Raw genomic sequence first — 25,752 nt, 5'->3', positions numbered from 1 at the left:
TGAGACCGACCCTGGCCAGGGGAGGGGTGAGGAAGATCGTGTACGGCACGGCCACCCGGTCGGTCGTGGTGCGGGTACCGGTGCCGGTGTCGGTCAGCTGGTCCGCGACGATGCGGTAGTCGTCCAGCGAGATGTAGGTGAACTGCGGGCCGCCGTTGACGTCTCCGACCGCGTAGACGCCTTCGGCGGTGGTGGCCAGGCGCGCGTCGACCATGACGGCACCGTGCCCGTCTCGAAACCGGCTAGGAACCCGTCGGCTGCAGGCCGATAGTTCATGTGGCGATCGTTGTCACGCGTCGTTGCGGATGGCGGCAGTGCTCTGCGTGCGGGGCTCCGAGGAGCTGCCTGGTGCCTTGGGTTCCTGCAGTGAGTGGACCAAAATCCATCCGATGGCGGGCATGACGATCAGGGGTATCAGGGCTACCTGCAGCGAGGCGTTGTCGGCGATTGCGCCGATCACGGGTGTCGTGAGGCCGCCGATGCTGACGGTCAGGCCCAGGGTGACTCCGCTGGCGGTGCCCACCCGCTGGGGCAGATAGTCCTGGCCGAGCGTCATGTGGAGGGAGAACGGGACGTACAGGCCGGCCGAGGCCAGCGCGACAAAAACGTAGATGAGGGGGCCGGGGACGAAGACGACGCCGGCGACTGCCAGGACCGTCAGGGCATAGGACCAGCGGACAATCTGGATGCGGCCGAACCGGTTGGCCAGTGAGGCGCCGAGGACGGTGCCGATGGCACCCCCGATGTAGAGGATGAACAGGGCCGCGGTGCCTGCGGCCGGGCTGCCGCCGGTGCGTTCCTGGGCGTAGAGGGAGACGAAGGCGCTGAGGCTGACGAACACGATGGACCGGCAGATGACGGCCCCGGAGAGCCTGGCGAAGGACACCCAATCGTCGCTGCCCGCCTTCGCCCCGGCAGACGCGGTTCCTGCCGCCGGAGTCCTTGCCGACCGGACGGCGGAGAGACATAGAGCGGCGCCGGCCAGCGCCGGGACCACCAGAAGCGGGGAGGCCTGCAGCCCGCCGGTCGCAATCACGGCGGACACCAGCAGCGGCGAGGTGGCGAAGCCCAGGTTGCCGCCGAGCGAGAACCATCCCATGGCCGAGTGGCTGCCCCGGCTGGCCTTGCGGGCGGCGCGGGCGGCCTCGGGGTGAAAGGCTGCGACACCGATTCCTGATATCGCCACGACGATGAGTGTCAGGACGTAGGAGCCGGTGATGCCGCTTAATGCAACCCCCACACCTGCGATCAGGGTGCTCAAGGGCAGCAGCCACGGCATGGGCCACCGGTCCGTGAGGGCACCGAACAGGGGCTGCACCACCGAGGAGAGCAGTGAGGCGGCCAGGACGATTCCTGACGCCGCAGCGTAGGTGTATTCCCTTTCGAGGACGAAGTACGGCACCAGGGCGGCAACCGATCCTTGATAAACGTCAACGCAGGCGTGTCCGAGCGAGAGCCACGTGATGGTCCGCGGCCGGGAAAGGGGTTGGTTCTTAGGCACCCCACTATTGTCGGGGGACCAATCCGAGACGCGCTTCCGATAAACTTCCAAAATATGTCGGATATCCGCCACACCCCCAAAGCGCCGACCCGCAACCAGGCTCTCGCAGCCGGCGAGGGCATCGACGCTCACCGCCATGACGAGCACCAGATCATCTATGCGGGTTCGGGGGTGCTCGCCATTACCACCGAGGCCGGAACCTGGTTCACGCCGGGCACGAGCGCTATCTGGGTGCCTGCCGGGACCGTTCACGCCCACCGAGCACACGGCCACCTCGACCTGCACCTGCTTGGGGTGCCGGCCGAGGTCAATCCGCTCAACCTGGACGAGCCCACCGTAATTGGCGTCGGGCCCCTGCTGCGCGAACTGATCATCGCCTACACACGCGACCCTGACGACAAGAGCGAGGAGAGGCAGCGGCTGCTGGAGGTCCTGCTGGACCAGTTGAAGGCCTCACCCAAGGAACCCGTCCGGTTGCCGGCCGCCAACGACCGGCGCCTGGCCGCCGTCTGCCGGATCCTTGAGCGCAACCCCGCTGACGGGCGAACCCTCGCCGGGCTGGGGGCGGCAGCGGCGGTGGGAGAACGCACGCTCAGCCGCCTGTTCAAATCAGAGTTCGGGATGACGTTTCCCCAATGGCGGACCCAGCTGCGTCTCTACCATGCGTTGAGGATGCTGGCAGACGGTCTGAGCGTCACCTCGGTCGCCCGCCGCTGCGGCTGGTCCTCGACCAGTGCATTTATCGACGTTTTCCGCCGGGCCTACGGCTACACCCCTGGCGCCTACCACCAGTCTGGCTAAAGGGGCCTCGAGCCGTCGTTCTCACGGGCTGCGATCTGCGGCTTCTGCCCGGCTGCCTGGTCCGGGGACGCAGGCCCTGCCGGCCGGACACGCGTGGCTACCGCGTTGACCAGTGCCCGTTCGGCGGGTCCGATTTCGCAGAACACGGCCCGGATCGATTCTGCACGCATTCAATGGTTTTCCTTCAGGGTTTCGCCGATGATGCGCGCGGCCTCGTTGAACCGGTCGGGATCGGGGCCGGAGTAGTTGAGCCGGATGTACGGGCCGGAGGGCTCGGCCGGGAACCATTCGTTTCCCGGGGCGATGATGACCCCACGCGTCTCGCAGTTGCGGGCGAGCTGTTCAACGTCGGTGCCATCGGGCAGGCGGGCCCAGAGATGCAGGCCGCCGAGCGGGGGGCGTTCGATATGGGCGTCGGGTACGTGCTCACGGAGGGCGTTGGTGAGCAGGTCGCGCCTGGCGCGCAGTTGTCGGCGGAAGCCGCGGAGGTGGGTGCGCCAGCCGGGTTGGGTGACGACGTCGAGTGCCGCTGCCTGGAGCAGTCCGCTGACGTACATGGATTCGGCGGCGCGGTCGGCGAGGATGCGGTCACGGACTGGACCGCGGGCGATGACGGCGGCGATGCGCAGCGCGGGGGAAACACTTTTCGTGAGGGAGCGAAGGTAGAGGACGTGCCCGTCCTCGTCATGCGCGGCGACGGGGTGCGGTTCGGTGTCGATGGCCAGGTCGTGGGCCCAGTCATCCTCAATGAGGAATGCGCCGTGTCGGCGGACGGTGGCGAGCACGGCCAGAGCCCGTTCAACAGGCCATTGCGTGCCGGTAGGGTTGGCGTAGGTCGGTTGCGCATAGAAGGCGCGTGCGCCGGTCTGGTCGAAGGCGCGGGCGAGATCGACGGGGTCCGGTCCCTTGGGTCCGGCCGGGATCGGGACGAGTTGGACACCGGCCTGGGCGGCGGCGAGGATCGCCCCCCAATAGGTCGGCGACTCGACCAGCAGTGGCTGGCCGGGGCCGATCACCGCCCGGAAAATCGAGCTCAATCCGCTCTGGCTGCCGGACAGGACGGTCACGTCCCGGGCAGTCGGGGGTGTCACGCCGGCCGGGGTGGCATCAGCAAGTTCGTTCGCGAACCAACCCTGCAGTTCCGGCAGTCCGGCAGCGGGTGAACGCGTTAGCGCGGTGCTGGTGCGGGACGCGCGGACGAGGGCCGCCCGGACGAGGCGCTCGGGCAACAGCTCCGGGGCCGGGTAGCCCGAATGCAGTCCGATGGCGTCGGGAGCCGCGGTCCGCTGCGTTGCCGACAATGAAGTGAAACGGGACGAAAGGGTGCCGAGAGCGGCCGTCTGCCACCCGTAATCGACCGGACGGGAAGTGCGCACCGTGCGGACGAACGTACCCGCACCGGGACGGCTATCGACCAGACCCGATGCGGCAAGAGAGCGTACAGCTTTCTGGACCGTAACCGGACTCGCGCCGTACTTCGCCATCAGCGAGCGGTTGGACGGCAGCTGGGCGCCGGGAGGAGCCGATGCGATCCACGTCCGCAGATCCGCTGCGATACGGTCAGTGCTATCATTTTTCATGTACAGCAATAGTAGCGTTATCGAGAAAACGGCACTACCGTTATCCAGTCGGACTGGGCTCTGGTGGGGTCTGCTGGGTATCGCGGCGTTCTCGTTGACGGTTCCCTTCACCCGTGTAGCGGTGGGCGGGCTCGATCCGCTGTTCATCGGCTCCGCCCGCGCCGTCGGCGCCGCCGCCCTCGCTGTCACGGCGCTCACCTTGACCCGGCAGCAGCGGCCGAACCGGGTGCAGTGGGCGCGGCTCTCGGTTGTCGCCGGCGGCGTGGTCATCGGGTTTCCCCTGCTCACCTCCTATGCGTTGACGACGACGCCGGCCAGCCACGGCGCCGTCGTGATCGGGATCCTTCCAGCCGCGACAGCAGTGGTGGCGGTGCTCCGGACCAAAGAACGTCCGGCACGCTCGTTCTGGATTTTCGCCGCCCTGGGCGCGGCCGGCGGAGGCGTGTTTGCAGCCCTCCAGGGCAGCGGCCTTGGCCGCCTGCAGTGGGCAGACCTCTTGCTGTTCGCTGCGGTCATCGCCGCGGCGATCGGCTATGCCGAAGGCGGACTGCTGGCACGTGAACTGGGCTCGTGGCAGACCGTGTCCTGGGCGCTCGTCCTCGCCGCGCCCCTGATGATCGCCCTCACGGCAGTCTCGGTGAACGGGCAGCCGCCCGCCGCTACTCCAGCCCAATGGCTGGCCTTGGCCTACCTCGCCGTCGTCAGCATGTTCCTCGGCTTCTTCGCCTGGTACCGCGGTCTCGCCATCGGACCGATGGCGCAGGTCAGCCAAGTCCAACTCGTCCAGCCAGTGATGAGCATCCTCTGGGCAGCCCTTATCCTCCACGAGCAGCTCACCTGGCCCACGATCCTTGGCAGCACCGCCGTGATCCTCTGCGCCGGACTCGCCGTCCGCACCCGCCTGACCCGGAAGGAAACCCCCTGATGCGACACACCCCGCCTACCTCATGACCGACCAGCTTGCGAGACAGCCCAGCCGGGGACTATGTCAGCCTGGCAATTCCTCGTCGCACCGACACAGGCTTGCGGGAGCGGAGCGTTGAAGGAAGCTCCAATGGGACAGCAACGAGATGCGGTAAGCCTAGAACTCAGGGCCTAACCTCGCATGCAGACCCATGCATAAGTTCTCGAGTTTTGCCGTCGCGTAACGGCACCGGCATATGCGACGCTCGTACGGTTTGCCGCTTTTACGGTGAGGCGGCGATGAACAAACTTGGCGACTCGTTGTTGGGGTTGGGCGAATGGGAGGTGTTTGCTCAGGTGGCGGTGATGGAGGCTACAAGTAGTGCCCCCACCCTTTCGGGTGAGGGCAATACTTGTGTGTGGTGGCGGAGCGACCGGTATCGCGTTGTGATCCGGTGCGAGCGACGTCGGACATCTTCGCACCTGATCACTTGACGGGTTAGCCGCCGGCCGCGAAGTTGAGGATCAGTCGAATGGACAGGGCGAGCACTGCGAGGAGGCCTGCTAGGCCGAAGAGGTTCTGCCACCACCTGTTGCGTAGCGAACCCATCATGTCGCGGCGGTTCGCCATCACCACGATCAGGGTTGCCAGCAGAGGTGCGACCAGGATCGTTAGTGCCTGGGCGATAACGATGACCTGTATCGGTGAGGTTTGGAAGATGACGGTGATGGTGAGGCCGAACGCGAGGATGATCCCGCTGATCAGTTTCTGAGTGCCTGAAGTGATGCCGTTAGTGCCACGCCGGTTGAGTGCGTCGGAGAGCATGGTGCCACCGGCGGTGCAGTTGGCGGTCATGGCAGAGAAAGCGGCGCCCGTGAACCCAACGGCGAAGATCGCGGTGCCGATCGGGCCGGCGAGGGGTTCGAAGACGCTCCCGAGTTGTCCCATGGTTGAGGCGACCTGGCCCGTGGCACCGAGGACGGAGGCCGCAACGATGATGACGAGCGATGTCATGATGCCCGGGGCAACGATGCCGGGGATCGTATCGACCATGGTGATGTCGCGGTAGTCTTCCTCGCTGCGTGCGCGTTCCTTCGTGCCGTAAGAGGTGTAGAAGGCGGCGTTCACGGAGAAGTTCGTGCCGACCAGCGCGATGACGAGCAGCCAGGCATCGTTAGGAACGCTCGGGATCAGCCCGGATGCGGCCGCGGCCCAGTCGGGGTTCGCGATGAACGCCGATGTGACGAAGGCGATCGCCATGATCGCAACCATCACGACGAGCACCTTCTCGATAACCCGATAGACATTGCGGAACAGAAGAAGGGTGGCGACCAGGATGGTTCCGATAATCGTCCACATGACCGGCGATCCGCCAAGCAGCATTGACGCGCCGAGGCCGAGACCGACGGCGTTGCCGACCGAGAAGCACAAGGTGACCAGGAAGACGCCGATGCCGGCGATCAGGCCGACCTTCTTTCCCAGGTGGTCCTTGATCGACTGGATGAGTGAGACGGGCGATTTGATGCCCAGACGCACGCTCATGTCGGTGAGGAAGATCATCAGGATGGTGGAGACGATGATTACCCAGATCAAGGTGTATTGGTAGCCGCTACCAGCCTGGACGGCGGTGGCGAGGTTGCCGGGTCCGAACTGCCAGGCGCCGGCGACGAAGGCCGGACCGATCAGGGCAAGCTGGCCCCAGAACGACCGACGGGTCTTTTGGGCCTTGACGCTGCTGGTGGGCAGACGTCGGGAGCCGGTTCGCGGCTCACGCGAGGTGCTAGGCGTCTTGGTGTGCTCAGTCACAGCGCGCCCTCCTTTCACGGGACTATTTTCCCGCTCAGTCTTCTTTGACTTTCTGATTTTCGACCTCGATGTCGGATGTGCGGTCTACCGAGGTGGCCGATCGCTTGCGTAAACGCGAGCGGTGTTTGTGCCAGGGTGCGTGCGGTGCAGCTTCTCCCGCACGCACCCTGCTGCCGGTTAGGCGCTGACGGTGACCTTGCCGATGTTGGCGGCGGCGAAGGCTTCCGCAATCTCGGTCTCGGCGCCTTCGGGCAGGGGCAGGAGCGGGGTGCGCACTGTGGCGTGGTCCAGGATGCCGCGGTTCACCAGGCCCCATTTCAAGGCGACGGTGCCCTCCATGTGGGACCCGCGGTGGTAGACGTTCTTGGTCACCGGGAGCAGCCGCTCGTGAATGGCGTGGGCGCGCGGGTAGTCCTGCGCCTTGCCGGCTTCGATCAGTTCGACGAGCAGTTCGGGGGCGATGTTGCCGTAGCCGACGAGCAGACCGTCGACGTCGAACATCGTCGGCAGGAGGTACTCGTCATGGCAGGACAGTATCTGCAGCTCGGGGTACGCGGCGCGCAGTGCGGGGATCTCGGTGTACCACCGGCGCATGTTCCGGACACCGTTCTTCGTGGCGAAGACGCCCTCCTGGCCCGCGATCTCCAACTGGGTATCGAGGTCGTAGGTTGCCTTGGTGTTGTCCGGGTACTGGAACAGGATCAGAGGCAGACCGGACTCTTCGTAGATCTCCTTGTAGCGCGACTGGGGCGCTCCCTGCTGGTAGCCGAAGCGCAGCCACCCGTGCGAGGGGTAGACGAGACCGGCGGCCGCGCCGGCTTCGACGGCCTTCTTGGCCTCAAGCGCCGCGGTCTTGTTGCCCTCCTTCGTGATGCCGGCCACGACCGGCACGCGGCCGTCGGTCGACGCCACGAACGCGCGGATGACGTCCAGCTGCTCCTCTTCGGTAAGGAACGTGCCTTCGCCGGCGTGCCCCAGGACGACGAGGCTCTTCACGCCGTCAATGGATCCGAGCCAGGAACCCAGCCGCTGGATGGCAGCGAAGTCGACGGCGCCGTCTTCGGTGAACGGGGTGACGGGTGCGGGGCTGAGTCCGCGGAGATCGATGCTCATGAGAACTTCCTCTGTTTCTTCGATGGTATTCCGCTAAACTGTGAGAACGTTTGCGGGAACGTTTTCAAGTCTGCACGTGTCGCAACTCACTGTCAAGAGAACGTTTGCAACTAGGAGGAATAGAGTGTCTGTAACGCCCCTGCTGAAGAGGAGAACCGCAATGGAGCCGGTCACCCCCGGAGCTGTCGTCACGCTCAAAGATGTCGCAGCGGCCAGCGGCGTGAGCATCTCCACGGCCAGCCGCGCCTTGGATGAGCGCAGCACCTCACGCTCGGCCGCAGCGGCCCATGTGCGGAAGGTCGCCGAAGAGCTTGGGTACCGCAGGAATTCGTTCGCCTCCAGCCTTCGCCGGGGAGAAACCAGGACTTTGGGAGTGCTGGTACCGCGTCTCAGCGATACGGTCATGGCATTGATGTTCGAAGCGGTGGAACGTGCCGCAGCGGCGCGCGGCTACTTTGCCATGGTGGCCAGCAGCGGCGATGACCCCGAGGACGAACGCCGTGCCGCGGAGACGCTGCTGGACCGGAACGTCGATGGGCTGATCCTTGCCACAGCCCGGATCGGCGATGAGCTTCCGAAACTCCTGCGTCAGCGCAACGTCGCGCACGCGCTTGTCCTGCGTACCGACGGCGAAAGCCCGTCCGCGATCGGTGATGACGAGGTCGGCGGCTACCTCGCCGTCCGGCACCTGGTTGACCTGGGGCACCGGGACATCGCCGTTATCACCGGCCCGGACTTCACTTCCACCGGAACGGCACGCCTGGCCGGTGCCCGCAGGGCGTTGGAGGAAGCCGGCATCGCAGCCCGGGACGAGTGGATGATCGCCGCAGGCTACGGCATCGAAAACGGCTACACCGCAGGACAAACCCTTCTCTCCGCAGGACCCGAAAACCGGCCCACGGCCATTTTCGCGGCGAACGACAACATCGCCATGGGTGTCATGGCAGCAGCCCAGCACAACGGCATCACCATTCCCGGTGATCTCGCGCTGGTTGGCTATAACGACACACCGCTGTCGGCACGCCTGCCCACCCCGCTCAGCTCGGTCCACGTGCCGCTGGACCAGATCGCCGCCACGGCCATCGACCTCATCGTCAACCCCGGCACCGAACCGCGGATCCGGCAGGCGACGCCCAGCCTGATCCCCCGCCAATCCAGCGGAGCGCCCGTACACTACGCCCGCGCAGCCCAGCCCTAACCCCCGTAGGACCTCCATGCGCATCGCCCGATTCACCGCTGGCACCGACACCCTTTTCGGTGTCATCGACGGCCGGCCAGGCCACGACGAAATCACCGCCATCAACGGGGACCCGTTCCTGGACGGCATCAACCTCACCAACAAGACCTACAACCTGGCCGACGTCCGGCTGCTCGCGCCCGTCACTGCCCGCAGCAAAATCATCGGTGCTGCCAGGAACTTCGCCGCGACCGCAGAAGACCTCGACAAGGATGCAGACGCAGGCCACCCGCTGCTCTTCATGAAGCCCTACACGGCCGTCGTCGGACCGGGTGAAGACGTCGTTCTCCCGAAATTCTCCACGCACGTGACGTTCGAAGCGGAACTCTGTGCCGTCATAGGGCGGCCCTGCAAAGAAGTAGAGCCTGAGGACGTCAAGGACTTCGTCTTCGGCTATACCTGCGGAAACGATCTCACCGCCAAAGACGCACAAAACACCGACGGGCAATGGACCAGGGCCAAGGGCTTTGATACCTCCGCACCCTTGGGCCCGTGGATCGAAACCGATCTCGACATACGGACCTTCCTGTTCAAGGCCGGCATAACGGTGAACTGCGCCAGAATGGCAGTACCGCTCTCATGATCCACGGCGTCTACGAACTGATCTCTGCCATATCCCACGGATTTACGCTGCTGCCCGGAGACGTGATCATGACCGGAACTCCCAGCGGAATCGGGCAAATAGAAGCCGGAGACACCTTTGAAGTCTCGATCGAAGGCATAGGAAAACTCGCCAACCGCATCACCCGCTGACAGTCCGAGTAGCGGGGGTGCCACACCACTTGGCAATCACAGAATGACGCCGTTTAGGCACGATTCACACAGGGACTTTCGTCCATGGCGGAGTGGCGATGAGGTGTCGTGGTGAGGGATGCCTAAACGGGTCAGTGGCGAGATGCGGTAGGTGCGCAACTCAGGACGCCAGCGTTCATGCAGGTCCATGCATAAGTTCTCAGGTTTTGCCGTCGCGTTACGGCACCAACTTGCGCGACAGGTTGCTTGCTCTGGGCGGGCCGGCGTGAGGACGTGGTAGCTCATCCGTCGAGTCCGCGCCAGAAGCTGCTGTCGGTCGAGGCCCAGCGGCTGAATCCTAAGCTAGCTCGGATGATTTCCTGTAGACGACAATGGCGTGCTCGCTGCTGTCGATCAGCTTGCGCAGCCCGGTTATTTCGTCCCTGATCCACAGCACACCTTGGTCGGGGACTGTGTCCAGGACGAAACCCTGGTGACTGGAACGTCTGTCGTAAGAGCTGGCCTGAATGTAGGCGCCGCGCTGCAAAGCCGCTGCTGGCATGCCGGAGGCAAGTTTATGCATGGGTGATTTCATCTCGTTGTGCTCCGATTTCCGTTCACCGGGCGTAGGGATGGGCCGGCGCCGCCAAGGATAAACCGTCACTCCCTCGCGCAAAAGAACGATGTTGAACTGGGTGCATGACAGCGAACATCGACACCCAGACCGCCCTCGAGGCGACCTCCCGGACGGCCGTGCGTCGGCGGGCAGTGCTGGCGATCGTGCTGGTCAGCTACTTCACGATTCACCGGTCTGCCGCAGATCCAGAAGTCGATGGAGCTGTCGCCGGCGTCGTTGTCATGGGTGCAGAACGCATACACGCTCGTCTTCGGCGGGCTGCTGCTGCTGCTGGGTGCACGCGCCGGTGATCTCCTGGGACGACGGAAGGTGTTCGTGGCCGGACTCGGTCTGTTCGGGCTGGCGTCGCTGCTGGTTGGCACGGCCCAGTCCGAGACGTGGATCATCGCCGCCCGGGCGTTTCAGGGCATCGGTGCGGCGATCGTCGCCCCGTCATCCCTGTCACTGATCACGGCAACGTTCCCGGCAGGTCCCGCACGCACCCGGGCGGTCGCCGCATACGGTACGACTGCCGGCATCGGCGCAAGCCTCGGCCTCGTCGTTGGCGGGGCACTGGCGTACCTGGTGTCCTGGCGGCCCGGGTTCTTCATTAACGTGCCGATCGCGATAGGGATGATCGTCCTCGCGCTCCGCTTCTTTCCCGAAATGCCGGTCATCCGCGGCCGCTTCGACCTCGCGGGAGCGATCACCTCGACCATCGGGATGGGCGCGCTGGTCTACGGGATCGTGAACGGGGGAGACCACAGTTGGCTCTCAACCGGACGGTGGTGCCGATCATCGTCGGTGCCGTGGTGCCGTGGTGCCGTGGTGCCGTGGTGCCGTGGTGCCGTGGTGCTCGCGGTGTTCGTGCTGAACGAGTGGCGGGCGCGGCAGCCGATCATGCCGCTGCGCCTGTTCGCCAGCCGGGCACGGTCCGGTGCCGCGGTTGCAAGACTTCTGTTCGCTGGAACCGGGATCGCGTTCTTCTTCACCACTCAGTTCCTGCAGGGCGTCTATGACTGGCCCCGCTGCAGGCCGGCTTCGCGTTCCTGCCAATGAGCCTGCTGCAGTTCGGCGTCTCCTTGTTCGTGGCGCGCCTGACGCGTCGCTTCGGCAACGCCGTGCTCGTCGCGGTCGGCGTTGCGATCATCCTCGCTGGCCTGATTTGGCTTAGCCGGATCACTCCGGATACCAGCTACCTGGCCGGTTTCGCCGGACCGCTCGCCCTGTTCGGGATCGGCCAGGGCCTGTGCTTCGGCCCCCTGACCGCCGCCGGCATCGCCGGTGCTCCGGCTGAGGACGCCGGCGCTGCCTCCGGGCTGGTCAACACCGCCCATCAGCTCGGCAGCACTCTTGGCGTCGCGGTCCTTACGGCCGTCGGTGCCGGCGCCGGCACCCTGGCCGGCCGTGTCGCCGAAGCCTACACCGGCGGTGCGGTCCTGATCGCGATCGCCCTCGCCGCCACCCTCGTTTTCATCCTTCCTGCGGACCTGGCGGCACGCCGCCGGGCCCGCAACTGACCCAACCCTCGAAAGGAATCACCCATGATGAACGTGACCCTGAACAACGGCGTCGAGATGCCGATCCTCGGCTTCGGCGTGTTCCAGGTCGAGAACGACCGGACCCAGCAGGCCGTCGAGGCCGCCCTCGCCGCCGGTTACGGGTCGATTGACACCGCCGCCGCCTACGGCAATGAGGAAGCCGTCGGTGCCGCCATCAAGGCATCGGGCATTCCGCGAGAGGAGCTGTTCGTCACCACCAAGCTCTGGATCCAGGACGCCCCGGCCGAAGAGAACACCGTCCGGGCGTTTGAGGAGTCCCTGGGCAAGCTCGGCCTGGACCATGTCGATTTTACCTGATCCACCAGCCGTTCGGTGACTACTACGGCCAGTGGCGTGCCATGCAGCAGATCAATAAGGAGGGTCGTGCCCGGGCCATCGGTGTGTCGAACTTCGCCCCCGACCAGCTGCTTGATCTCATCATCAACAATGAGATCGTCCCTGCCGTGAACCAGATTGAGACCCACCCGTTCCGTCAGAACGCCGACTACCAGGAACTGATGAAGGGCGAGGGCGTGCAGCTTGAGTCGTGGGGCCCGTTCGCAGAAGGAAAGAACGGCCTGTTCACGAACGAGGTCCTTGCCGCGATCGGTGAGGCTCACGGCAAGTCCGTGGCGCAGGTCGTGCTGCGCTGGATGATCCAGCGCGAGGTCGTCGTCATTCCAAAGTCCGTCAACCCGGACCGGATGGCACAGAACATCGACGTGTTCGGCTTCGAGCTCACCGACGACGAGATGGCGCGCATCGCCGACCTCCACACCGGCGCAACGCAGTTCTTCGACCATGCCGACCCCGACATGGTCCGCTGGCTCAGCGCCCGCCGCCTCGGTTAACCCCGTTGGCGATGCCCGTCCCGCCGTCCGAACGACACCTGTCCCGCCGGACACTGCTGCGGCTTGGCTGCGGCGGGGCCGGCCTCGCTGGCACAGCGGCCCTCGCCGGCTGCGCGGCACAGCGACCCTCCGGCCCGACCGCCACCGCAACGGACAGCACAATGACCCCCCGCCACCTGGAAACAGGCAACACCGAGATCCTTGCCCGCACGATCGCCGACCGGACCGGCTGCGACCTGTACCGGATCGAAGCGTCCGACCCCTACTCGGGCAACTATGACGACACCGTGGCACGAAACGTTCGGGAACAGGATGCTGACGCCCGGCCCGGCATCGCGCAGCCGCTCCCCGACATACGGGGGTACGGCACCCTGATCCTCGCCTCACCCATCTGGAATGTCCGGCCGCCCATGATCATGAGCACCTTCGTCGACGGGCTGGACGTCACAGGGAAGTCCCTCCTTCCCGTCGTCACCTATGCGGTCAGCGGCTTGGGCAGCTCGCCCGACGTCTATCGGGCTGCCGCACCGTCCGCGGTCATCGGGCCGGGCCTCGCCGTCCGCGGGGAAACAGTCCCTGACTGCGGTGCCCAACTCAACCGCTGGCTGAGCGACGCGGGCATCCGCTGACCGCCGCCAACGACACCATCACCCCCGTCGAACAAGACCAAAACCATCACGATTGGAACCAAAAATGACTGACACCCGGAATCCTGTCGCCGTCATCACCGGCGCATCCTCCGGCATCGGCGAAGCCACCGCCCGGGCCCTTGCGGCCAAAGGCCACGCCGTGGCCCTCCTCGCCCGCCGCCTCGACCGCATTTCCGCCCTGGCTAGTGAACTCGGCAACGGCTCCATCGCCATCGCGGCCGATGTCACCGATCGGGCTGCTCTCGTGGCCGCCGCCGAGCGTATCCGCACCGAACTGGGCGGCGTCGACGTGCTCGTGAACAACGCCGGCATCATGCTCCTCGGCCCTTTCGGTTCCGACCAGCGCGACGACTACCGCACCATGATCGAGACCAACCTCCTCGGTACGATCACCGCCACCGAAGTGTTCCTCAACCAGCTCAAGAACGGCAGCGGCGATCTCATTAATATCTCCTCCGTCGCCGGCCGCACGGCCCGTGCCGGAAACGGGGTGTACGCAGCTACCAAGTGGGGTATCCACGGGTGGTCCGAGTCGATGCGGCAGGAACTGCTCCCCGACGTGCGTGTGACGCTCATCGAACCGGGCGCCGTCGCAACCGAACTGCCCAACCACATCACCTATCAGGCCACCAAGAAGGGAGTGCAGGACGCGTACAACCAGGTCGAGGTCACCGCCGAAGACATCGCGGAGGTCATCGAGTTCGTGGTAAGCCGACCCAGGCGGCTCGCAATCCACGAAGTCCTCCTCCGCCCCGCCGGCCAAAAGCTCTGAGCGCAGCAATTCCGACTCCCGCGTCCCCGAGTCAGTCCGTCGTCGGATAGACGCTCCTGACCTGCACGCTGACCATTCAGGCCAATGCATAATTTCTGAAGTTCTAGCGTCCCGGTAAGGGGCCGGCTTATGGGACGCGGCTTTGGGGGCATCTTGGGCGAGCTTGTCCGGACGAAAGTCGCTTTTCAATACCGATGCTGCTTCGAGAACCCCTTTGACCGCCGCCACCTGTCTTGCGGGGCGTGGGTTATCCGCTGCTCTCCCGCCTGTAACGCATTAGCGCTGCAGGAAATGCCGAGGCCGGCCGGCTCAGGGTGCTGAAGTCCCGGGCCACCAGCAGGGCATGGCGTTGCGCCATGGCTTCACGCGGGGATGCGTTGTCGAGGCTGGTGCGTGCAGCTCGCGTGCCGCGCCATGGGGAACGATGACGAGGCCGGCGTCCGTGCTTGCCACGGCGCAGACCGCACCCAGGCAGGCAACCGGACCGGTAGGAGGCACCAAGCCCAGCTGGGACGCCCTGGCGCTCGATCAGGGCCTGCAGCGGGTTTCTTTCCCTGAGCCCGATGAGTGGGGAGGATAAAAATGTAACGGGGGGCAGCGAACGGCAGGGCACGTTCGTGATCAAGGTGGGTGGAGTGATTTGAATGCCGAGGACTAATACGGGCCCAAATACGAGCTAGCCATGGTGCTGCGTGGATGCCCGCACGACGAGTTCGGGCTGGATCAGCTTGGTGTGCGAAGGGGCTGACGGGTTCTCCATTCGCCAGAGCAGCGCTTTGGCCGCTTCGACGCCGACCGTTTTGCTGCGGTCGTTGATGGTGGTCAGTCGCAGGAGGTTGGACGATGCCAGGGGCGAGTTGTCGTAGCCGATGAGGGACAGGTCTTCCGGTATGCGCCGTCCCCGGTCCTTGGCCGCTCCCGCGACGCCTAATGCCATGGTGTCGTTCGCTGCAAATATTGCCGTAAGGGATGGGTTCCTATCCAGCAGTCTCAGGGCAGCGTTGTACCCGTCAGGTTCCATGGTTAGTTGCTGCCGCTCTATCCTGGCGCGGAGCCCCTGTTCGTGCATGACCTCTTCGAATCCTTGGGCTCGGAGGCGCGCGGCCCCTCCGCTACCGGTGACATGACCGATTTCGCGGTGGCCCTGTTCGATGAGGTGTTCGGTCGCGAGCCGGGCGCCGGCCAGGTCGTCGTTGGCGACGATGTCCGCGCCCGGGATATCGATGTCCCTGTTGCCGGCAACGACGGCGGGAACGTCTATGGCGCCAAGCGTTTCCTCCGGCGTTTCGGTTGCGATCACGATGGCATCCACCGGCAGTGACATCAACCCGTCCACGACTGATCGGTCGGTTTCCATGTTGAAGGACGGGTCAGCAACCGCCACTCGGAACCCGCGGGGCGCGAGTTCGCGGTGCAGTCCTGCCAGCAGCTCCACGAACCACAGATTCCGGTAGTCGTCCAGGACGACGCCAACTGTGCGGGATCGGTTGGCTGCCAAGGTTGCGGCTGCTCGGCTCGGACGGTAGTTGAGCCGCTGAATGGCATCTTCGACGGCCGCACGCCGCGCCGGGGATACGCCCGGGGCGCCCCGAAGGACCAGCGAGACCAGAGACTTCGAAACCCCCGCGGCTGAGGCAACGTCGTAGATGGTCGGACGTCGCCCTACGAGTTCCTGTTTCACCCTGCCATTGTGGCCCATTCCTCCTCATGCTGCTCCATTTGGACTATTGACAGGACAAACTGCTGATTCTATTGTTTCTTTGGAGCGCTCCATTTTCCTCTTTTCCGCCTCGGCGCTTATCCCGCCGAACTTTCATAGGAGAAACGATGCCCAAAGACATCGGTGTTGCTGTCATCGGGGCAGGGATGGCTGGCAAGGCGCATGCCGCGGCCTTCCGCACGGCGGCAACCCTGTACGACCCGGTTCTTCCACCGGTCAGGCTGGTATCCATCGGTGACGTCAATGCGCAGTTTGGCTCCATCGCGGCACGGCGTTTCGGTTACGAACGCAGCGACACGTCCTGGCAGGCAATCGCCGAAGCCGACGATATTGACGTCGTGAGTGTCGTTATTGCCAATTCCCTGCACCGGGAGGTGGTTGAGGGACTGCTCGCCGCGGGAAAACATGTGCTGTGCGAGAAGCCGTTGAGCGACACCCTCGAAGATGCCCAGGCCATGGCCGCCGCGGCCCGCACCGCTGCGTCCCGCACCGCTGCGTCCATTGCCCGGATCGGGTTTACCTTCCGCCGTACGCCGGGCATAGCCTACATCCGGGAACTGATCATGTCCGGCACCTTGGGCAACGTACTGCACTTCAGCGGCCGGTACTGGACTGACTACGGCTTCAGCCCCGGTGCGCCGATGAGCTGGCGCTACAAGGGGGCACCGGGTTCCGGCGCTTTGGCGGACGTCGGATCGCACCTGGCCTACGTCGCGGAGTTCCTCTGCGGCCGCATCCACTCAGTGAGCGGCGGGCGCTTTAGTACGGCGATCGGCAAGCGGCCGGTCCCGCTGGGGGCTGTGACGGGCCATGACCACGCTGCCGTCAGTGACGTCTTCGAGGTCGTGGAAAACGACGACTACGCGGCCTTCTCCGCAGAGTTCGAACACGGCTCCGGCGGCTTCGAGGTTTCGCGAGTCGCCGCCGGGCACGCCAACAGCCTCACCTTCGAAGTCTTCTGTGAAAACGGGGCGGCACGCTTCGACCAGCGCCGTCCGGCCGAAATCGAACTCTTCCTCAACTCCGGACCCTCGGCCGACAATGGTTACCGGCAGGTTGTCCTGGGCCCGGAACATCCCTACATCGCAGGCGGCCTGGCCATGGACGCACCCAGCGTGGGATTCGGCCAGAACGACGCCTTCGGCTACCAGGCCCGCGCCTTCCTCGAGGAGGTCGTCGGCCTGGACGAAGCATCATCCCTCCCACGCTGCGCAAGCTTCGACGAGGGCGTGCACAACATGGAACTGCTGCAGGCCGTCGCGGAATCGGCGCTTGCATCCGGAAAGAAGGTATCTCTGTGAAACTCGGTGTCTACAACGCGATCCTGCACGACCGTCCTCTGCCGGACGCGCTGAAGGTCATCGCCGACCTCGGACTGACTGGAATCGAGATCAACTCCGGCGGTTTCCTGCCCGCGACCCACATCCCGACCTTCGATGACATCCTTTCCAGCGACGCGGCCCGCGATGACTACCTGGGCCTCTTCGAGGGGACCGGGGTGTCCATTGCCGGCCTGAACTGCAACGGCAACCCCCTGCACCCCAACCGGCGCATCGGAGAGAAGCACGCCGAGGACGTCCGCCGCTCCATCCGCCTCGCCAACCGCCTCGGCCAGCACCGCGTCGTCACTATGTCCGGCCTGCCCGGAGGGGAAGCCGGAGCCACTGTCCCCAATTGGATCGTCAACGCCTGGAACTCCGCAGCTCTGGATGTGCTGGACTACCAGTGGGGGATAGCGGCCGCGTTCTGGAAGGAGACTGACCGGCTGGCCAGCGACCTTGACGTCAAAGTAGCCCTGGAACTCCACCCGCAGAACCTCGTCTTCAACCCGGCCGACGTGTACAAGCTTCTGGAACTGACCAAGGCAACCCACCTCGGCGTCGAACTCGACGCGTCCCACCTGTTCTGGCAGCAGATGGACCCGGTCGCGGTGATCCGCGAACTGGGACCCCTCGTGCTGCAGGCCGCGGCGAAGGACGTGCGCGTCAACCCGGAAGCCGCAGCCATCTACGGGGTCCTCGACAACCGCTTCCGCCGGCTGTCCCCCGAGGAACACCGAACCAATCTTGGCGGCGACGAATGGGCCAACGAATGGCCCAGGAACGCGGCCTGGGACTTCGTCGCCCTCGGCAAAGGCCACGGCACGGAATACTGGACCGAGTTCCTGCGGGCACTGCGCGACGTCGACCCCGACATGCTGGTCAACATCGAACACGAAGACGTTGAACTGGGCCGCATCGAGGGCCTGGAGGTGGCCGCCAGAGTACTCAAAGAAGCCGACACCGCTCTCACCGTCCACGCCTGAAACCGGTGCCGGGCCTTCAGCCAGGGCGGCCAGGCACCGCAAAATCCTCTTACCGGTCGCGATCAAAGGAGATCACCCATGAAGAAGTATCTATGGCGACGCGCAGCCATCGCCGCCATCACGATTCCGCTGCTGGCCGCAACGGGATGTTCCAGCCAGGGCGGACGCGCTCCGGAAGCGGAGAACGCCGGCAGCGGGGGCCAGGTTGCCTCCACGGAGCGTATGAAGGTCGCCCTCATCACCCACGCTCCCGCCGGGGATACCTTCTGGGACACCGTACGCAAGGGAGCGGAGGAAGCCGCGGCGAAAGACAACGTCGAACTGCTCTACACCAACGATCCGGAAGCCGGCAGACAGGCCCAGCTGATCCAGCAGGCCATCGACCAGAAAGTTGACGGCATCGCGGTGACACTGGCCGCCCCGGAAGCGCTGAAGGACTCGCTGAAACAGGCTACCGATGCCGGTATCCCCGTGGTCAGCCTCAATGCCGGCGAATCCGTCTCAAAGGAGTTCGGCGCCTTCACCCACTTCGGCTCCAATGAGCAGTTGGCCGGCGAGGCAGTGGGGGAAAGGCTCGCCGAACAGGGCGCCAAAAATCCCATCTGCGTGATCCAGGCGCAGGGTCACGTGGGCCTGGAAGCCAGATGCGCCGGCGTCAAGGAGAAAGTACCCGGCGCAGAGATCCTCTATGTCAACGGAACCGACATGACCTCAGTCGAATCGACCGTTACAGCCAAACTCCAAGCCGCCAAGGACGCCGACTACATCATCGGACTCGGAGCACCAATCACTCTTACCCTCCTGAAATCGGTGGAGAGCGCCGGCAGTTCGGCCAAGGTCGCGAGCTTTGACCTGAACCCCGAGCTGGCGGAGAAAATCGCTGATGGCAGCGTACTGTTCACGGTGGATCAACAGCCGTGGCTTCAGGGCTACGGTTCCATCGATGCCCTCTGGCAAAACAAGCGGGGAGGCTTCGAGCTGGGCGGCGGCCAGTCCGTGCTCACCGGCCCCAGCATAGTAGACCAGTCCAACGCCGAGGAGGTCCTCAGCTTCGCCGAGCAGGGCATCCGCTAATCAACCCCGAGGGACCGCAGGACTTCAGCCGGCCGACAGGGCAACAACCGTCGGCCGGCTGAACCGGGGACCGGGGACCTTGAAGAGTTCGGCCGGTCCCGGCGCTCGTCCATCAGAAGCTGATAACCGTGAATATGTTTAGGTGACGGTCGCGCACGACCCTAGTGCACTCTCAGCACGCGGCACCTGACTCTGTACGTCGCGCACTTACAGAGTCACAGATTCCGGCCTCGACTTTCAGCTCTGGCCAGACAGGAATGGGACGAAATCGACAGTCGATAACCCACGTTATGTCCTAACAGCAGGGGAAGCAGCCGCAGTGGACTACTCGGCCGCTGCCGTCTGCAATTGCGTCAGGCACACCACGAGCCCGAACATGTGGAACCCAAAACGGGCACAGAATGGGTGGTTCCACTACGGCTTCTGCGGCGGCTCCGTGCTGTAGCTCCCGCCGCGGGCACTTTACGGCTGCGGGGACTCCTCACCCTTCGAATTCACCGAACCAATCAACGATTGGTAGTGGGGGCCCACATGCGCGTTATCGCCGGTTTTGGTGAACGAAGCAAGCGCATTGCCGGGTTAGAGGAGAGCTATCCCGGCAATGGGGCTGTTGCGCTTCTTGAAGCAGGTGACTAGGATTGCGGGCCGCTTTCTGCCTCATCACGGCTGATGATTCGAGCCGTGGCGAGGGCACCGGCGAGGGAAATTGTGCCGATGACGACCAGCAGGGTGGCTGGGCCCCAGGACGAGTTGCCAGAGGCACTCAGGAATAGTGTGGCCAAGGCGGGCATGAATCCGGCGATGACGGCGGAGAGGTTGGCAGAGAGGCCTATACCGGAGTACTTGACATGTGCTGGGAACAGGCGTTCCAGGAGCGCTCCGATGATGGCGTAGGTGATGGCGCAGGGGCCGAACGCCAGAACCATGGCCAGGATGATCAGCCCGGGGTCCCTCGTGTCGACGAGGGCGAAGATCGGGAAGCCCATGAGGATGAACACCACGTAGCCGACGATTGCGGTCATGGCTGCGCCGAAGCGGTCGGCCGCCCGGCCGGCGAGGACGGTCACGGCCATTTGGGCGACGGCGCCAATCGTCATGGCGGTGAGGATGGTCGATGCCGGCAGGCCGAGAACCCGGGTCACGTAGCTGATCATGAAGGTGGTGAGGATGAAGAATCCGGCGTTGCCGACCAGGTAGGTGGCGACTCCGATGGCCAGCCGCCCGGGTGCGGTCTTGAGCAGTTCCAGCAGCGGGGCCTTCCGGGCGCCTTCTGTCTCGTCCATCTCGCGGAAGACCGGGGTTTCCTCGATCTTCCAGCGCATCCACAGTGCCACGCCCACCAGAATGATCGAGGCAAGGTAGGGCAGGCGCCAGCCCCAGGCCATGAAGTCCTCCTGCGGTAGCAGCGTCACGAGGGCAATTGCGCCGGTGGAGAGCAGCGTGCCGACAGGGGAGCCAAGCTGGACAAGCGCGGCGTACAGGGCCCGCTTTTTGGCGGGTGCGTATTCGACCGCCATCAGAGTGGCGCCGCCCCACTCGCCGCCGGTGGCTATGCCTTGGACAGCGCGCAGCAGAGTCAGGAGCAGGGGGGCAACGACGCCGGCCGTTGCGTAGGTGGGCAGCAAACCCATGAGGGTCGAAGCAGCACCCATCATCAGCACTGTGGCGACGAGGGCGCCCCGACGCCCGTAGCGGTCCCCTACATGACCGAAAATAACTGCTCCAATGGGGCGGGCCACGAACGCGACGCTGAAGCTCAGGAACGCGGAAATGGCGGAGAGTGCTGGGTCGTTGCCCGGGAAGAAGAGCGGAGCAAAGACGATGGCGGCCGTGGTGCCGAAAAGGAAGAAGTCGTACCACTCCAGTGCCGTGCCGATGAATGCCGCAGCTGCAACCTTGCGGGGGCTCTGCTGGTGCAGTGGGCTGTCTAGCCCGCCGGGCTGTACAGGTGCTTCGAATCCTGGCCCGCCGTACGTGGAACCTGTGGACATGGTGGGATCCTTTCAAAAGAACGATTGCGATGAGACTAGGGCCACCCGGACAATGCCTTCCAATACTTTTTCTTGTGCTTCTTCATGCCGAACGGGCATGCTAGCTCCATGAACTACCGACGGCTCGAATACTTCCTGGCGGTTGTGGACGCCGGCACCGTCACCGCTGCGGCAGAAGAGCTGCGCATCGCCCAGCCTGCGCTGAGTCGACAGCTGCGGACACTCGAACGGGAAATCAGAATGTCCCTGTTCGAGACACGGGGTAACCGCCTGGTCCTTACCCAGGCGGGGTATGCCTTCGTCCCCTTGGCCCGCCGTCTCATGCAGGAGACCCGGGCTGCGGAGGAAGCCGTGACTGCGCTGCGGACCGGACAGGTGCCCACGCTGACGGTGGCCGCCACGGCTGCGTCCATTCGGGGCTTCGTGGCCCCGTTCATCGCCGTCACCACCGCGGAGGACCCGGTGCTGTTGCCCCGCGAAACCACGCACTTCGGGATCTACGACGCGCTCCTGCATGGTGCCGATTTCGTCGTTTCGCCGGCTCCGCAGAAGCCGGACCTCGAGTCCGTGGACCTGGGAAGCATTGCGCTGAAGGCCTATGTAGCTCGGGAGCATGAGTGGGCACGGCAAGGGCGGTCCGACATCACGCTTGAGGAATTGTGTGCCGGAACGTTGATCCTTCCGTCCCATGCCAGCGTCAGCCGGTACATGCTCGACGACGCCCTCAATCAGCAGCGGCTGAAGCCGGCGGGCATCCACGAGTGCGACGACGGACTCTCGATCCAGGCACTGGCGGCGGCGGGACACGGGGTCGGAGTCACGACGGACCTGCCCCATTACGGTGTTCATCCACTAATCGTGAGGAGTCATTCGACGCGCGGGGACGATGCCATTGAGAAGGCACTTCTCCTGCCTCTGCATGCGGCGTGGCAGCCCAGCCACTATGCGGGGGCGACTATCCGCGGTTTGGCTCAGCGGCTGCGGGTCTTCCTTGATGCTCAAGGCGCCGTCTACCTGCGGGAACCGGCCGAGCGCAGCCTGTAGGACCATAACTATCCGGCATGGGAAGACGACTTTTTATGTATTAGACAGCATGATCATGCTCCGGCTGTACTTGAATGGCGAGATTTCCACCACGCTCAAAGACCGGAGGCCGGATGCTTTTCGACGCGATGTACATCAATGGCGACATCCACACCCAGGACGCAGCCCGTCCCCGCGCCCACAGTCTGGGCGTCCATGCCGGGCGCATCATCAGCCTCGATGATGAGCTGCCCGCCTCTGCCTTCCGCGAGGTGCACGATTTGGGTGGTGCCTGCGTCATTCCCGGCTTCAACGACGCCCACCTGCATCTGTCGTACCTGGGCCTGGCCCAGCTGCAGGTCGACCTGCGGCCCGCCGTCTGCCGCACCATGGACGAGCTTCTGGCCGCAGTCGAAGCCGCATGCGCCGCCGCGCGGGAGGGGGAGTGGGTTGTCGGGGCCGGCTACGACCAAAACCACCTGGACAACCGGCATCCGACCGCAGAACAGTTGGACCGGATCAGCCACGGTCGTCCGGTGTGGCTGATGCACAACTCCCGCCACATGGGTGTCGCCAATACCGCGGCCTTTGAGCGGGCGGGGTATCCGGGCCGGCGCAGCGTTCCTGTGCCTGAGGGAGGTGCCGTGCCGAAGGACGGCGGCGGCTGCGCCATCGGTTTGCTGCAGGAGACCGCGCGCGCCCTAGTCACGGATGCCATCCCGACGCCTACTGTGGAGGATATTGCCGCGATGGTCGGCGCGGGCAGCCGCCTGGTACAGCAGATGGGCATCACCAGCATCACCGAACCCGGCATTGGCGCCCCGGCCCACATTGGCCACAGCACCAGTGACCTCGCCGGTTACCAATTGGCCAGGGACACCGGCCGACTGGGGGTGCGCGCCACCGTCATGCCGTACCTGACCACCCTGCATCGCCTGGGCGGCAACGACGGCGATGCTCGATTCGGTTTGGACCTTGGACTGAGCAGCGGGTTTGGGGACGAGTGGCTGCGGATTGGCCCGACCAAGGTTCTCTCCGACGGCTCGCTGATCGGGCGCAGCGCGTTCATGTGCTGCGACTACCCGGCGGATGCCGCCACGGGGAAGAGCAACCGCGGCCTGCTGCAGTTTCCCGAACATGATCTGCGCACATGGCTGACCGGCGCCCACGAGGCTGGCTGGCAACTGGCGGTGCATGCCATCGGCGATGCCGCACTCGACGTGGTCATGGACATCATGGAGGAGGCACAGCGCCGCTCGCCGCGTCCTGATGCACGGCACCGGATCGAGCATCTGAGCAGTGCCCGTGACGAGCAACTCAAGCGAGCGGCGTCGCTGGGCCTGGTCGGGATCCCTCAGGGGCGGTTCATTTCCGAACTCGGTGACGGTGTTGCCCGGGCAGTGGGGGAGGACCGCGTCCGGTTCACCTACCGCGTCAGAGGGCTGCTGGAGGCCGGCATGGCCGTGGCTGCCAGCACCGATGCGCCCGTTGTCGATGCGGATCCGATCCTGAACATCCATGACCTGGTCAACCGCCGCACATCCTCCGGAGCAGAGTTCGGACCGCAGGAACGGATCAGCGTGGCCGAGGCCGTCCGCGCCTATACCGTGGGCAGCGCGTACGCGGCCCGCGAGGAGACGTACAAGGGGAGCCTGTCCCGTGGGATGCTCGCCGACTTCGTCACTCTCTCCGAGGACCTTTACGCGGTCGCGCCGGAGAACATTCAGGACGTCAAGGTCACGGGCACGGTGATTGCCGGAAGCCCCGTCCACGGAGCTTTCTGAGCTACCCGCCAAACAACCCCATCCCATGACCCGCAGTACGGCTTCGGCCGTTGTGGAACCGATCCAAGGAGCTTTACGTGGAGAAGAAGCACGCAGGCCAGGCCATTGTCGATTCGCTGGCGCTGCATGGAGTCAAGCGCGTCTTCGCCGTCCCGGGCGAAAGTTACCTCGCCGTCCTCGACGGGCTGCACGGGGCCTCCATCGACACTGTCGTCTGCCGTCAGGAAGGCGGGGCAGCGTACATGGCGGAGGCTCACGGCAAGTTCACCGGCGAGCCCGGCGTGGCGATGGTGACCCGGGGCCCCGGTGCAGCCAACGCCTATGTAGCGGTACACAGCGCGTGGCAGGACGGCACGCCGCTGGTGTTGTTTGTCGGTCTGATTCCCATTGCGGACCGGATGCGCGAGTCCTTTCAGGAGTTCGACCCGAACGCCTGGTTCGGCACCCAAGCCAAGCGCGTTTTCGTCCTGGACGAGGCCGAACGTGCCTCCGAAATCGTCGCCGAAGCGTTCTACGCGGCCAAATCTGGCCGCCCCGGCCCCGTTATCGTGGGGCTGCCCGAAGACGTCATCACCCACGAATTCTCCGGTTCCCTGCACCGGCCCATCACTGTTGGCGAAGGCGCGGTGTCCGGCCGCGAGCTGGAGCAGCTCGCCTCGGCGCTGGCCGAGGCGGAGAAGCCACTGATTTTTGTCGGCGGACAACGCTGGACACCCGATGCGGCCGCGGGGCTCACCCGGTTTGCGGAAATCAACGGCATCCCGGTCATCCAGGACTGGCACGCCGCCGACCGCATTCCCTTCGACTCGCCGGTCAACGCCGGCTGGCTCGGATACGGCAGGACCGAGACCGCGGCCCGGATGTTCGACGAGGCCGATGTGCTGCTGGCGGTCGGCGCGGTGCCCGGTGACGTGCCCACGGACGGATTTACACTCCGCCAATACCCGGACGCCGTTAACTTCCTGGTCACCGTCGACACCACCCTGCGCGGCCGCTCCGGCGCTGTGACCGCCCATATCCTCGCTTCCCCCGTGGCCTTCGCCGAGACCGTGGACGGGCTCGACCTGGGCCGGGCAGCGGCGTGGGACGCATGGCGTACCGCCGGCCGTGACGCACAGAGCAAACTCTCCAGGCTTCCTGACTTCGGATCCCTGCCAGCCACCTCCGAGGGGACGGCGCACATGTCCGTGGTCGTCTCCGAACTGGTCCGGCGGCTGCCCCGGGACGTGGTTAGCACTTTCGGCGCCGGCAACCACTGCGCCTGGGCCCAGTACTACATTCCCACCAACGGGTACCCCTCACAGCTGGGTACCCGCAACGGCTCCATGGGTTACTCCATCCCGTCCGCAGTGGCCGCCGCGCTGGAAAGCCCGGAGCGCCTGGCCGTTGCCGTGTGCGGCGACGGGGAGTTCCTGATGAACGGCCAGGAACTGGCCACCGCCGCGCAGTACGGGGCTCCGCTCCTGGCGATCGTGATGGACAACGGGCAGTACGGCACCATCCGATCGCACCAGGAGGCACACTTCCCGGGCAGGGTCAGCGGCACGCAGCTGGCCAACCCGGACTTCGCCGCCTACGCCCGCGCCTTCGGCGGCCACGGTGAAACCGTGACCAACGACGATCAGGCCGCCGGCGCCGTCGAACGTGCGCTGAAGGCAGTGCAGGAACAGCGCCGGCCGGCCGTCATCCACGTGGTGACCGACCAGACGATCGCCCTGCCGTAGCCGTATTCAACGCACGAACAACAAGGA

23 protein-coding genes and 2 pseudogenes are annotated in these 25,752 nt (G+C 65.1%); 16 read left to right on the top strand and 9 right to left on the bottom strand.

Annotation, left to right across the window (positions count from 1 at the left end):
* Both WFH44_RS12330 and WFH44_RS12325 read right to left on the bottom strand, forming a co-directional pair.
* Positions 1-226: pseudogene (locus tag WFH44_RS12330) on the bottom strand (pyridine nucleotide-disulfide oxidoreductase); the annotation flags it as partial.
* A gap of 63 nt (positions 227-289) precedes the next feature.
* Positions 290-1,501, bottom strand: coding sequence for an MFS transporter (locus WFH44_RS12325; RefSeq protein ID WP_336714155.1), 1,212 nt, complete (start codon positions 1,499-1,501; stop codon positions 290-292).
* 54 nt (positions 1,502-1,555) lie between these two features.
* On the opposite strand from WFH44_RS12325, the gene WFH44_RS12320 reads away from it, so the two are divergent.
* The gene (locus tag WFH44_RS12320) at positions 1,556-2,302 is read left to right on the top strand and encodes an AraC family transcriptional regulator (protein ID WP_336714154.1); all 747 of its coding nucleotides are present in this window, start codon (positions 1,556-1,558) and stop codon (positions 2,300-2,302) included.
* On the opposite strand, the gene WFH44_RS12315 is transcribed toward WFH44_RS12320, so the two are convergent.
* Both WFH44_RS12315 and WFH44_RS12310 read right to left on the bottom strand, forming a co-directional pair.
* Positions 2,299-2,472, bottom strand: coding sequence for a hypothetical protein (locus WFH44_RS12315; protein WP_336714153.1), 174 nt, complete (start codon positions 2,470-2,472; stop codon positions 2,299-2,301). The genes WFH44_RS12320 and WFH44_RS12315 overlap by 4 nt on opposite strands.
* On the bottom strand, positions 2,473-3,882 hold the full coding sequence (locus WFH44_RS12310; protein ID WP_336714152.1) for an aminotransferase-like domain-containing protein: 1,410 nt from the start codon (positions 3,880-3,882) through the stop codon (positions 2,473-2,475).
* Between WFH44_RS12310 and WFH44_RS12305 the strand changes: the two genes are divergently transcribed.
* On the top strand, positions 3,881-4,807 hold the full coding sequence (locus tag WFH44_RS12305) for a DMT family transporter (RefSeq protein WP_336714151.1): 927 nt from the start codon (positions 3,881-3,883) through the stop codon (positions 4,805-4,807). The two genes, WFH44_RS12310 and WFH44_RS12305, sit on opposite strands and share 2 nt — an antisense overlap.
* Positions 4,808-5,284: 477 nt before the next feature.
* Here WFH44_RS12305 and WFH44_RS12300 read toward each other — a convergent pair whose 3' ends face one another.
* Positions 5,285-6,592: an Nramp family divalent metal transporter gene (locus WFH44_RS12300; RefSeq protein WP_336714150.1), complete on the bottom strand. Its 1,308-nt coding sequence runs from the start codon at positions 6,590-6,592 to the stop codon at positions 5,285-5,287.
* A gap of 177 nt (positions 6,593-6,769) precedes the next feature.
* Positions 6,770-7,705 (bottom strand): dihydrodipicolinate synthase family protein, encoded by a 936-nt coding sequence (locus WFH44_RS12295; RefSeq protein ID WP_336714149.1) that lies wholly within the window; start codon positions 7,703-7,705, stop codon positions 6,770-6,772.
* A gap of 160 nt (positions 7,706-7,865) precedes the next feature.
* Here WFH44_RS12295 and WFH44_RS12290 point away from each other — a divergent pair, with 160 nt between their 5' ends.
* Together WFH44_RS12290 and WFH44_RS12285 are read left to right on the top strand one after the other, a co-directional pair.
* The gene (locus WFH44_RS12290; protein ID WP_336714148.1) at positions 7,866-8,903 is read left to right on the top strand and encodes a LacI family DNA-binding transcriptional regulator; all 1,038 of its coding nucleotides are present in this window, start codon (positions 7,866-7,868) and stop codon (positions 8,901-8,903) included.
* A gap of 16 nt (positions 8,904-8,919) precedes the next feature.
* A pseudogene (locus tag WFH44_RS12285) lies at positions 8,920-9,695 on the top strand (fumarylacetoacetate hydrolase family protein).
* Between the two features lie 337 nt (positions 9,696-10,032).
* Here WFH44_RS12285 and WFH44_RS12280 read toward each other — a convergent pair.
* On the bottom strand, positions 10,033-10,269 hold the full coding sequence (locus tag WFH44_RS12280) for a hypothetical protein (RefSeq protein WP_336714147.1): 237 nt from the start codon (positions 10,267-10,269) through the stop codon (positions 10,033-10,035).
* A 237-nt stretch (positions 10,270-10,506) separates the two neighbouring features.
* On the opposite strand from WFH44_RS12280, the gene WFH44_RS12275 reads away from it, so the two are divergent.
* The 6 genes from WFH44_RS12275 to WFH44_RS12250 all read left to right on the top strand — a co-directional run bounded on the left by WFH44_RS12275 (position 10,507) and on the right by WFH44_RS12250 (position 14,104).
* On the top strand, positions 10,507-11,349 hold the full coding sequence (locus WFH44_RS12275) for an MFS transporter (protein WP_336714146.1): 843 nt from the start codon (positions 10,507-10,509) through the stop codon (positions 11,347-11,349).
* Positions 11,346-11,810, top strand: a complete 465-nt coding sequence (locus WFH44_RS12270) for an MFS transporter (RefSeq protein ID WP_336714145.1) — start codon at positions 11,346-11,348, stop codon at positions 11,808-11,810. Before WFH44_RS12275 ends, WFH44_RS12270 begins: the two co-directional genes overlap by 4 nt.
* A gap of 24 nt (positions 11,811-11,834) precedes the next feature.
* Positions 11,835-12,149 (top strand): aldo/keto reductase, encoded by a 315-nt coding sequence (locus WFH44_RS12265; protein WP_336714144.1) that lies wholly within the window; start codon positions 11,835-11,837, stop codon positions 12,147-12,149.
* Between the two features lie 41 nt (positions 12,150-12,190).
* Positions 12,191-12,682: an aldo/keto reductase gene (locus WFH44_RS12260; protein ID WP_336714143.1), complete on the top strand. Its 492-nt coding sequence runs from the start codon at positions 12,191-12,193 to the stop codon at positions 12,680-12,682.
* A gap of 161 nt (positions 12,683-12,843) precedes the next feature.
* Complete coding sequence (locus WFH44_RS12255; protein ID WP_336714142.1) at positions 12,844-13,311, top strand: flavodoxin; 468 nt, start codon at positions 12,844-12,846, stop codon at positions 13,309-13,311.
* A 64-nt stretch (positions 13,312-13,375) separates the two neighbouring features.
* The gene (locus tag WFH44_RS12250) at positions 13,376-14,104 is read left to right on the top strand and encodes an SDR family oxidoreductase (RefSeq protein WP_336714141.1); all 729 of its coding nucleotides are present in this window, start codon (positions 13,376-13,378) and stop codon (positions 14,102-14,104) included.
* Positions 14,105-14,780: 676 nt separating this feature from the next.
* Here the strand turns inward: WFH44_RS12250 and WFH44_RS12245 are convergent.
* Positions 14,781-15,785 (bottom strand): LacI family DNA-binding transcriptional regulator, encoded by a 1,005-nt coding sequence (locus WFH44_RS12245; RefSeq protein ID WP_336714140.1) that lies wholly within the window; start codon positions 15,783-15,785, stop codon positions 14,781-14,783.
* Between the two features lie 146 nt (positions 15,786-15,931).
* Between WFH44_RS12245 and WFH44_RS12240 the strand changes: the two genes are divergently transcribed.
* From WFH44_RS12240 to WFH44_RS12230, 3 genes are all read left to right on the top strand, one after another.
* Complete coding sequence (locus WFH44_RS12240) at positions 15,932-17,125, top strand: Gfo/Idh/MocA family protein (RefSeq protein WP_336714139.1); 1,194 nt, start codon at positions 15,932-15,934, stop codon at positions 17,123-17,125.
* Positions 17,122-18,129 (top strand): sugar phosphate isomerase/epimerase family protein, encoded by a 1,008-nt coding sequence (locus tag WFH44_RS12235; protein WP_336714138.1) that lies wholly within the window; start codon positions 17,122-17,124, stop codon positions 18,127-18,129. Before WFH44_RS12240 ends, WFH44_RS12235 begins: the two co-directional genes overlap by 4 nt.
* 78 nt (positions 18,130-18,207) lie before the next feature.
* Positions 18,208-19,203, top strand: coding sequence for a sugar ABC transporter substrate-binding protein (locus tag WFH44_RS12230; protein WP_336714137.1), 996 nt, complete (start codon positions 18,208-18,210; stop codon positions 19,201-19,203).
* A gap of 632 nt (positions 19,204-19,835) precedes the next feature.
* On the opposite strand, the gene WFH44_RS12225 is transcribed toward WFH44_RS12230, so the two are convergent.
* Positions 19,836-21,194, bottom strand: coding sequence for an MFS transporter (locus WFH44_RS12225; RefSeq protein ID WP_336714136.1), 1,359 nt, complete (start codon positions 21,192-21,194; stop codon positions 19,836-19,838).
* 108 nt (positions 21,195-21,302) lie between these two features.
* Between WFH44_RS12225 and WFH44_RS12220 the strand changes: the two genes are divergently transcribed.
* From WFH44_RS12220 to WFH44_RS12210, 3 genes are all read left to right on the top strand, one after another.
* Positions 21,303-22,238, top strand: coding sequence for a LysR family transcriptional regulator (locus WFH44_RS12220; protein ID WP_336714135.1), 936 nt, complete (start codon positions 21,303-21,305; stop codon positions 22,236-22,238).
* Positions 22,239-22,351: 113 nt separating this feature from the next.
* Positions 22,352-24,001: an amidohydrolase gene (locus tag WFH44_RS12215; RefSeq protein WP_336714134.1), complete on the top strand. Its 1,650-nt coding sequence runs from the start codon at positions 22,352-22,354 to the stop codon at positions 23,999-24,001.
* Positions 24,002-24,078: 77 nt separating this feature from the next.
* Positions 24,079-25,725 (top strand): thiamine pyrophosphate-dependent enzyme, encoded by a 1,647-nt coding sequence (locus tag WFH44_RS12210; RefSeq protein ID WP_336714133.1) that lies wholly within the window; start codon positions 24,079-24,081, stop codon positions 25,723-25,725.
* Positions 25,726-25,752 lie beyond the last annotated feature (27 nt).

Origin of the sequence: Arthrobacter sp. USHLN218 (assembly GCF_037144715.1) — a bacterium.
In the GTDB taxonomy this organism is placed as follows: domain Bacteria; phylum Actinomycetota; class Actinomycetes; order Actinomycetales; family Micrococcaceae; genus Crystallibacter.
This window is presented reverse-complemented; position numbering and strand designations above follow the sequence as displayed.

Coding starts and splice junctions, on each gene's coding strand:
- WFH44_RS12320 (WP_336714154.1), top strand. CDS start 1,556: ATGTCGGATATCCGCCACACCCCCAAAGCGCCGACCCGCAACCAGGCT.
- WFH44_RS12315 (WP_336714153.1), bottom strand. CDS start 2,472: ATGCGTGCAGAATCGATCCGGGCCGTGTTCTGCGAAATCGGACCCGCC.
- WFH44_RS12305 (WP_336714151.1), top strand. CDS start 3,881: ATGTACAGCAATAGTAGCGTTATCGAGAAAACGGCACTACCGTTATCC.
- WFH44_RS12310 (WP_336714152.1), bottom strand. CDS start 3,882: ATGAAAAATGATAGCACTGACCGTATCGCAGCGGATCTGCGGACGTGG.
- WFH44_RS12295 (WP_336714149.1), bottom strand. CDS start 7,705: ATGAGCATCGATCTCCGCGGACTCAGCCCCGCACCCGTCACCCCGTTC.
- WFH44_RS12290 (WP_336714148.1), top strand. CDS start 7,866: ATGGAGCCGGTCACCCCCGGAGCTGTCGTCACGCTCAAAGATGTCGCA.
- WFH44_RS12280 (WP_336714147.1), bottom strand. CDS start 10,269: ATGAAATCACCCATGCATAAACTTGCCTCCGGCATGCCAGCAGCGGCT.
- WFH44_RS12275 (WP_336714146.1), top strand. CDS start 10,507: ATGGAGCTGTCGCCGGCGTCGTTGTCATGGGTGCAGAACGCATACACG.
- WFH44_RS12270 (WP_336714145.1), top strand. CDS start 11,346: ATGAGCCTGCTGCAGTTCGGCGTCTCCTTGTTCGTGGCGCGCCTGACG.
- WFH44_RS12265 (WP_336714144.1), top strand. CDS start 11,835: ATGATGAACGTGACCCTGAACAACGGCGTCGAGATGCCGATCCTCGGC.
- WFH44_RS12260 (WP_336714143.1), top strand. CDS start 12,191: ATGCAGCAGATCAATAAGGAGGGTCGTGCCCGGGCCATCGGTGTGTCG.
- WFH44_RS12255 (WP_336714142.1), top strand. CDS start 12,844: ATGACCCCCCGCCACCTGGAAACAGGCAACACCGAGATCCTTGCCCGC.
- WFH44_RS12250 (WP_336714141.1), top strand. CDS start 13,376: ATGACTGACACCCGGAATCCTGTCGCCGTCATCACCGGCGCATCCTCC.
- WFH44_RS12240 (WP_336714139.1), top strand. CDS start 15,932: ATGCCCAAAGACATCGGTGTTGCTGTCATCGGGGCAGGGATGGCTGGC.
- WFH44_RS12230 (WP_336714137.1), top strand. CDS start 18,208: ATGAAGAAGTATCTATGGCGACGCGCAGCCATCGCCGCCATCACGATT.
- WFH44_RS12225 (WP_336714136.1), bottom strand. CDS start 21,194: ATGTCCACAGGTTCCACGTACGGCGGGCCAGGATTCGAAGCACCTGTA.
- WFH44_RS12220 (WP_336714135.1), top strand. CDS start 21,303: ATGAACTACCGACGGCTCGAATACTTCCTGGCGGTTGTGGACGCCGGC.
- WFH44_RS12215 (WP_336714134.1), top strand. CDS start 22,352: ATGCTTTTCGACGCGATGTACATCAATGGCGACATCCACACCCAGGAC.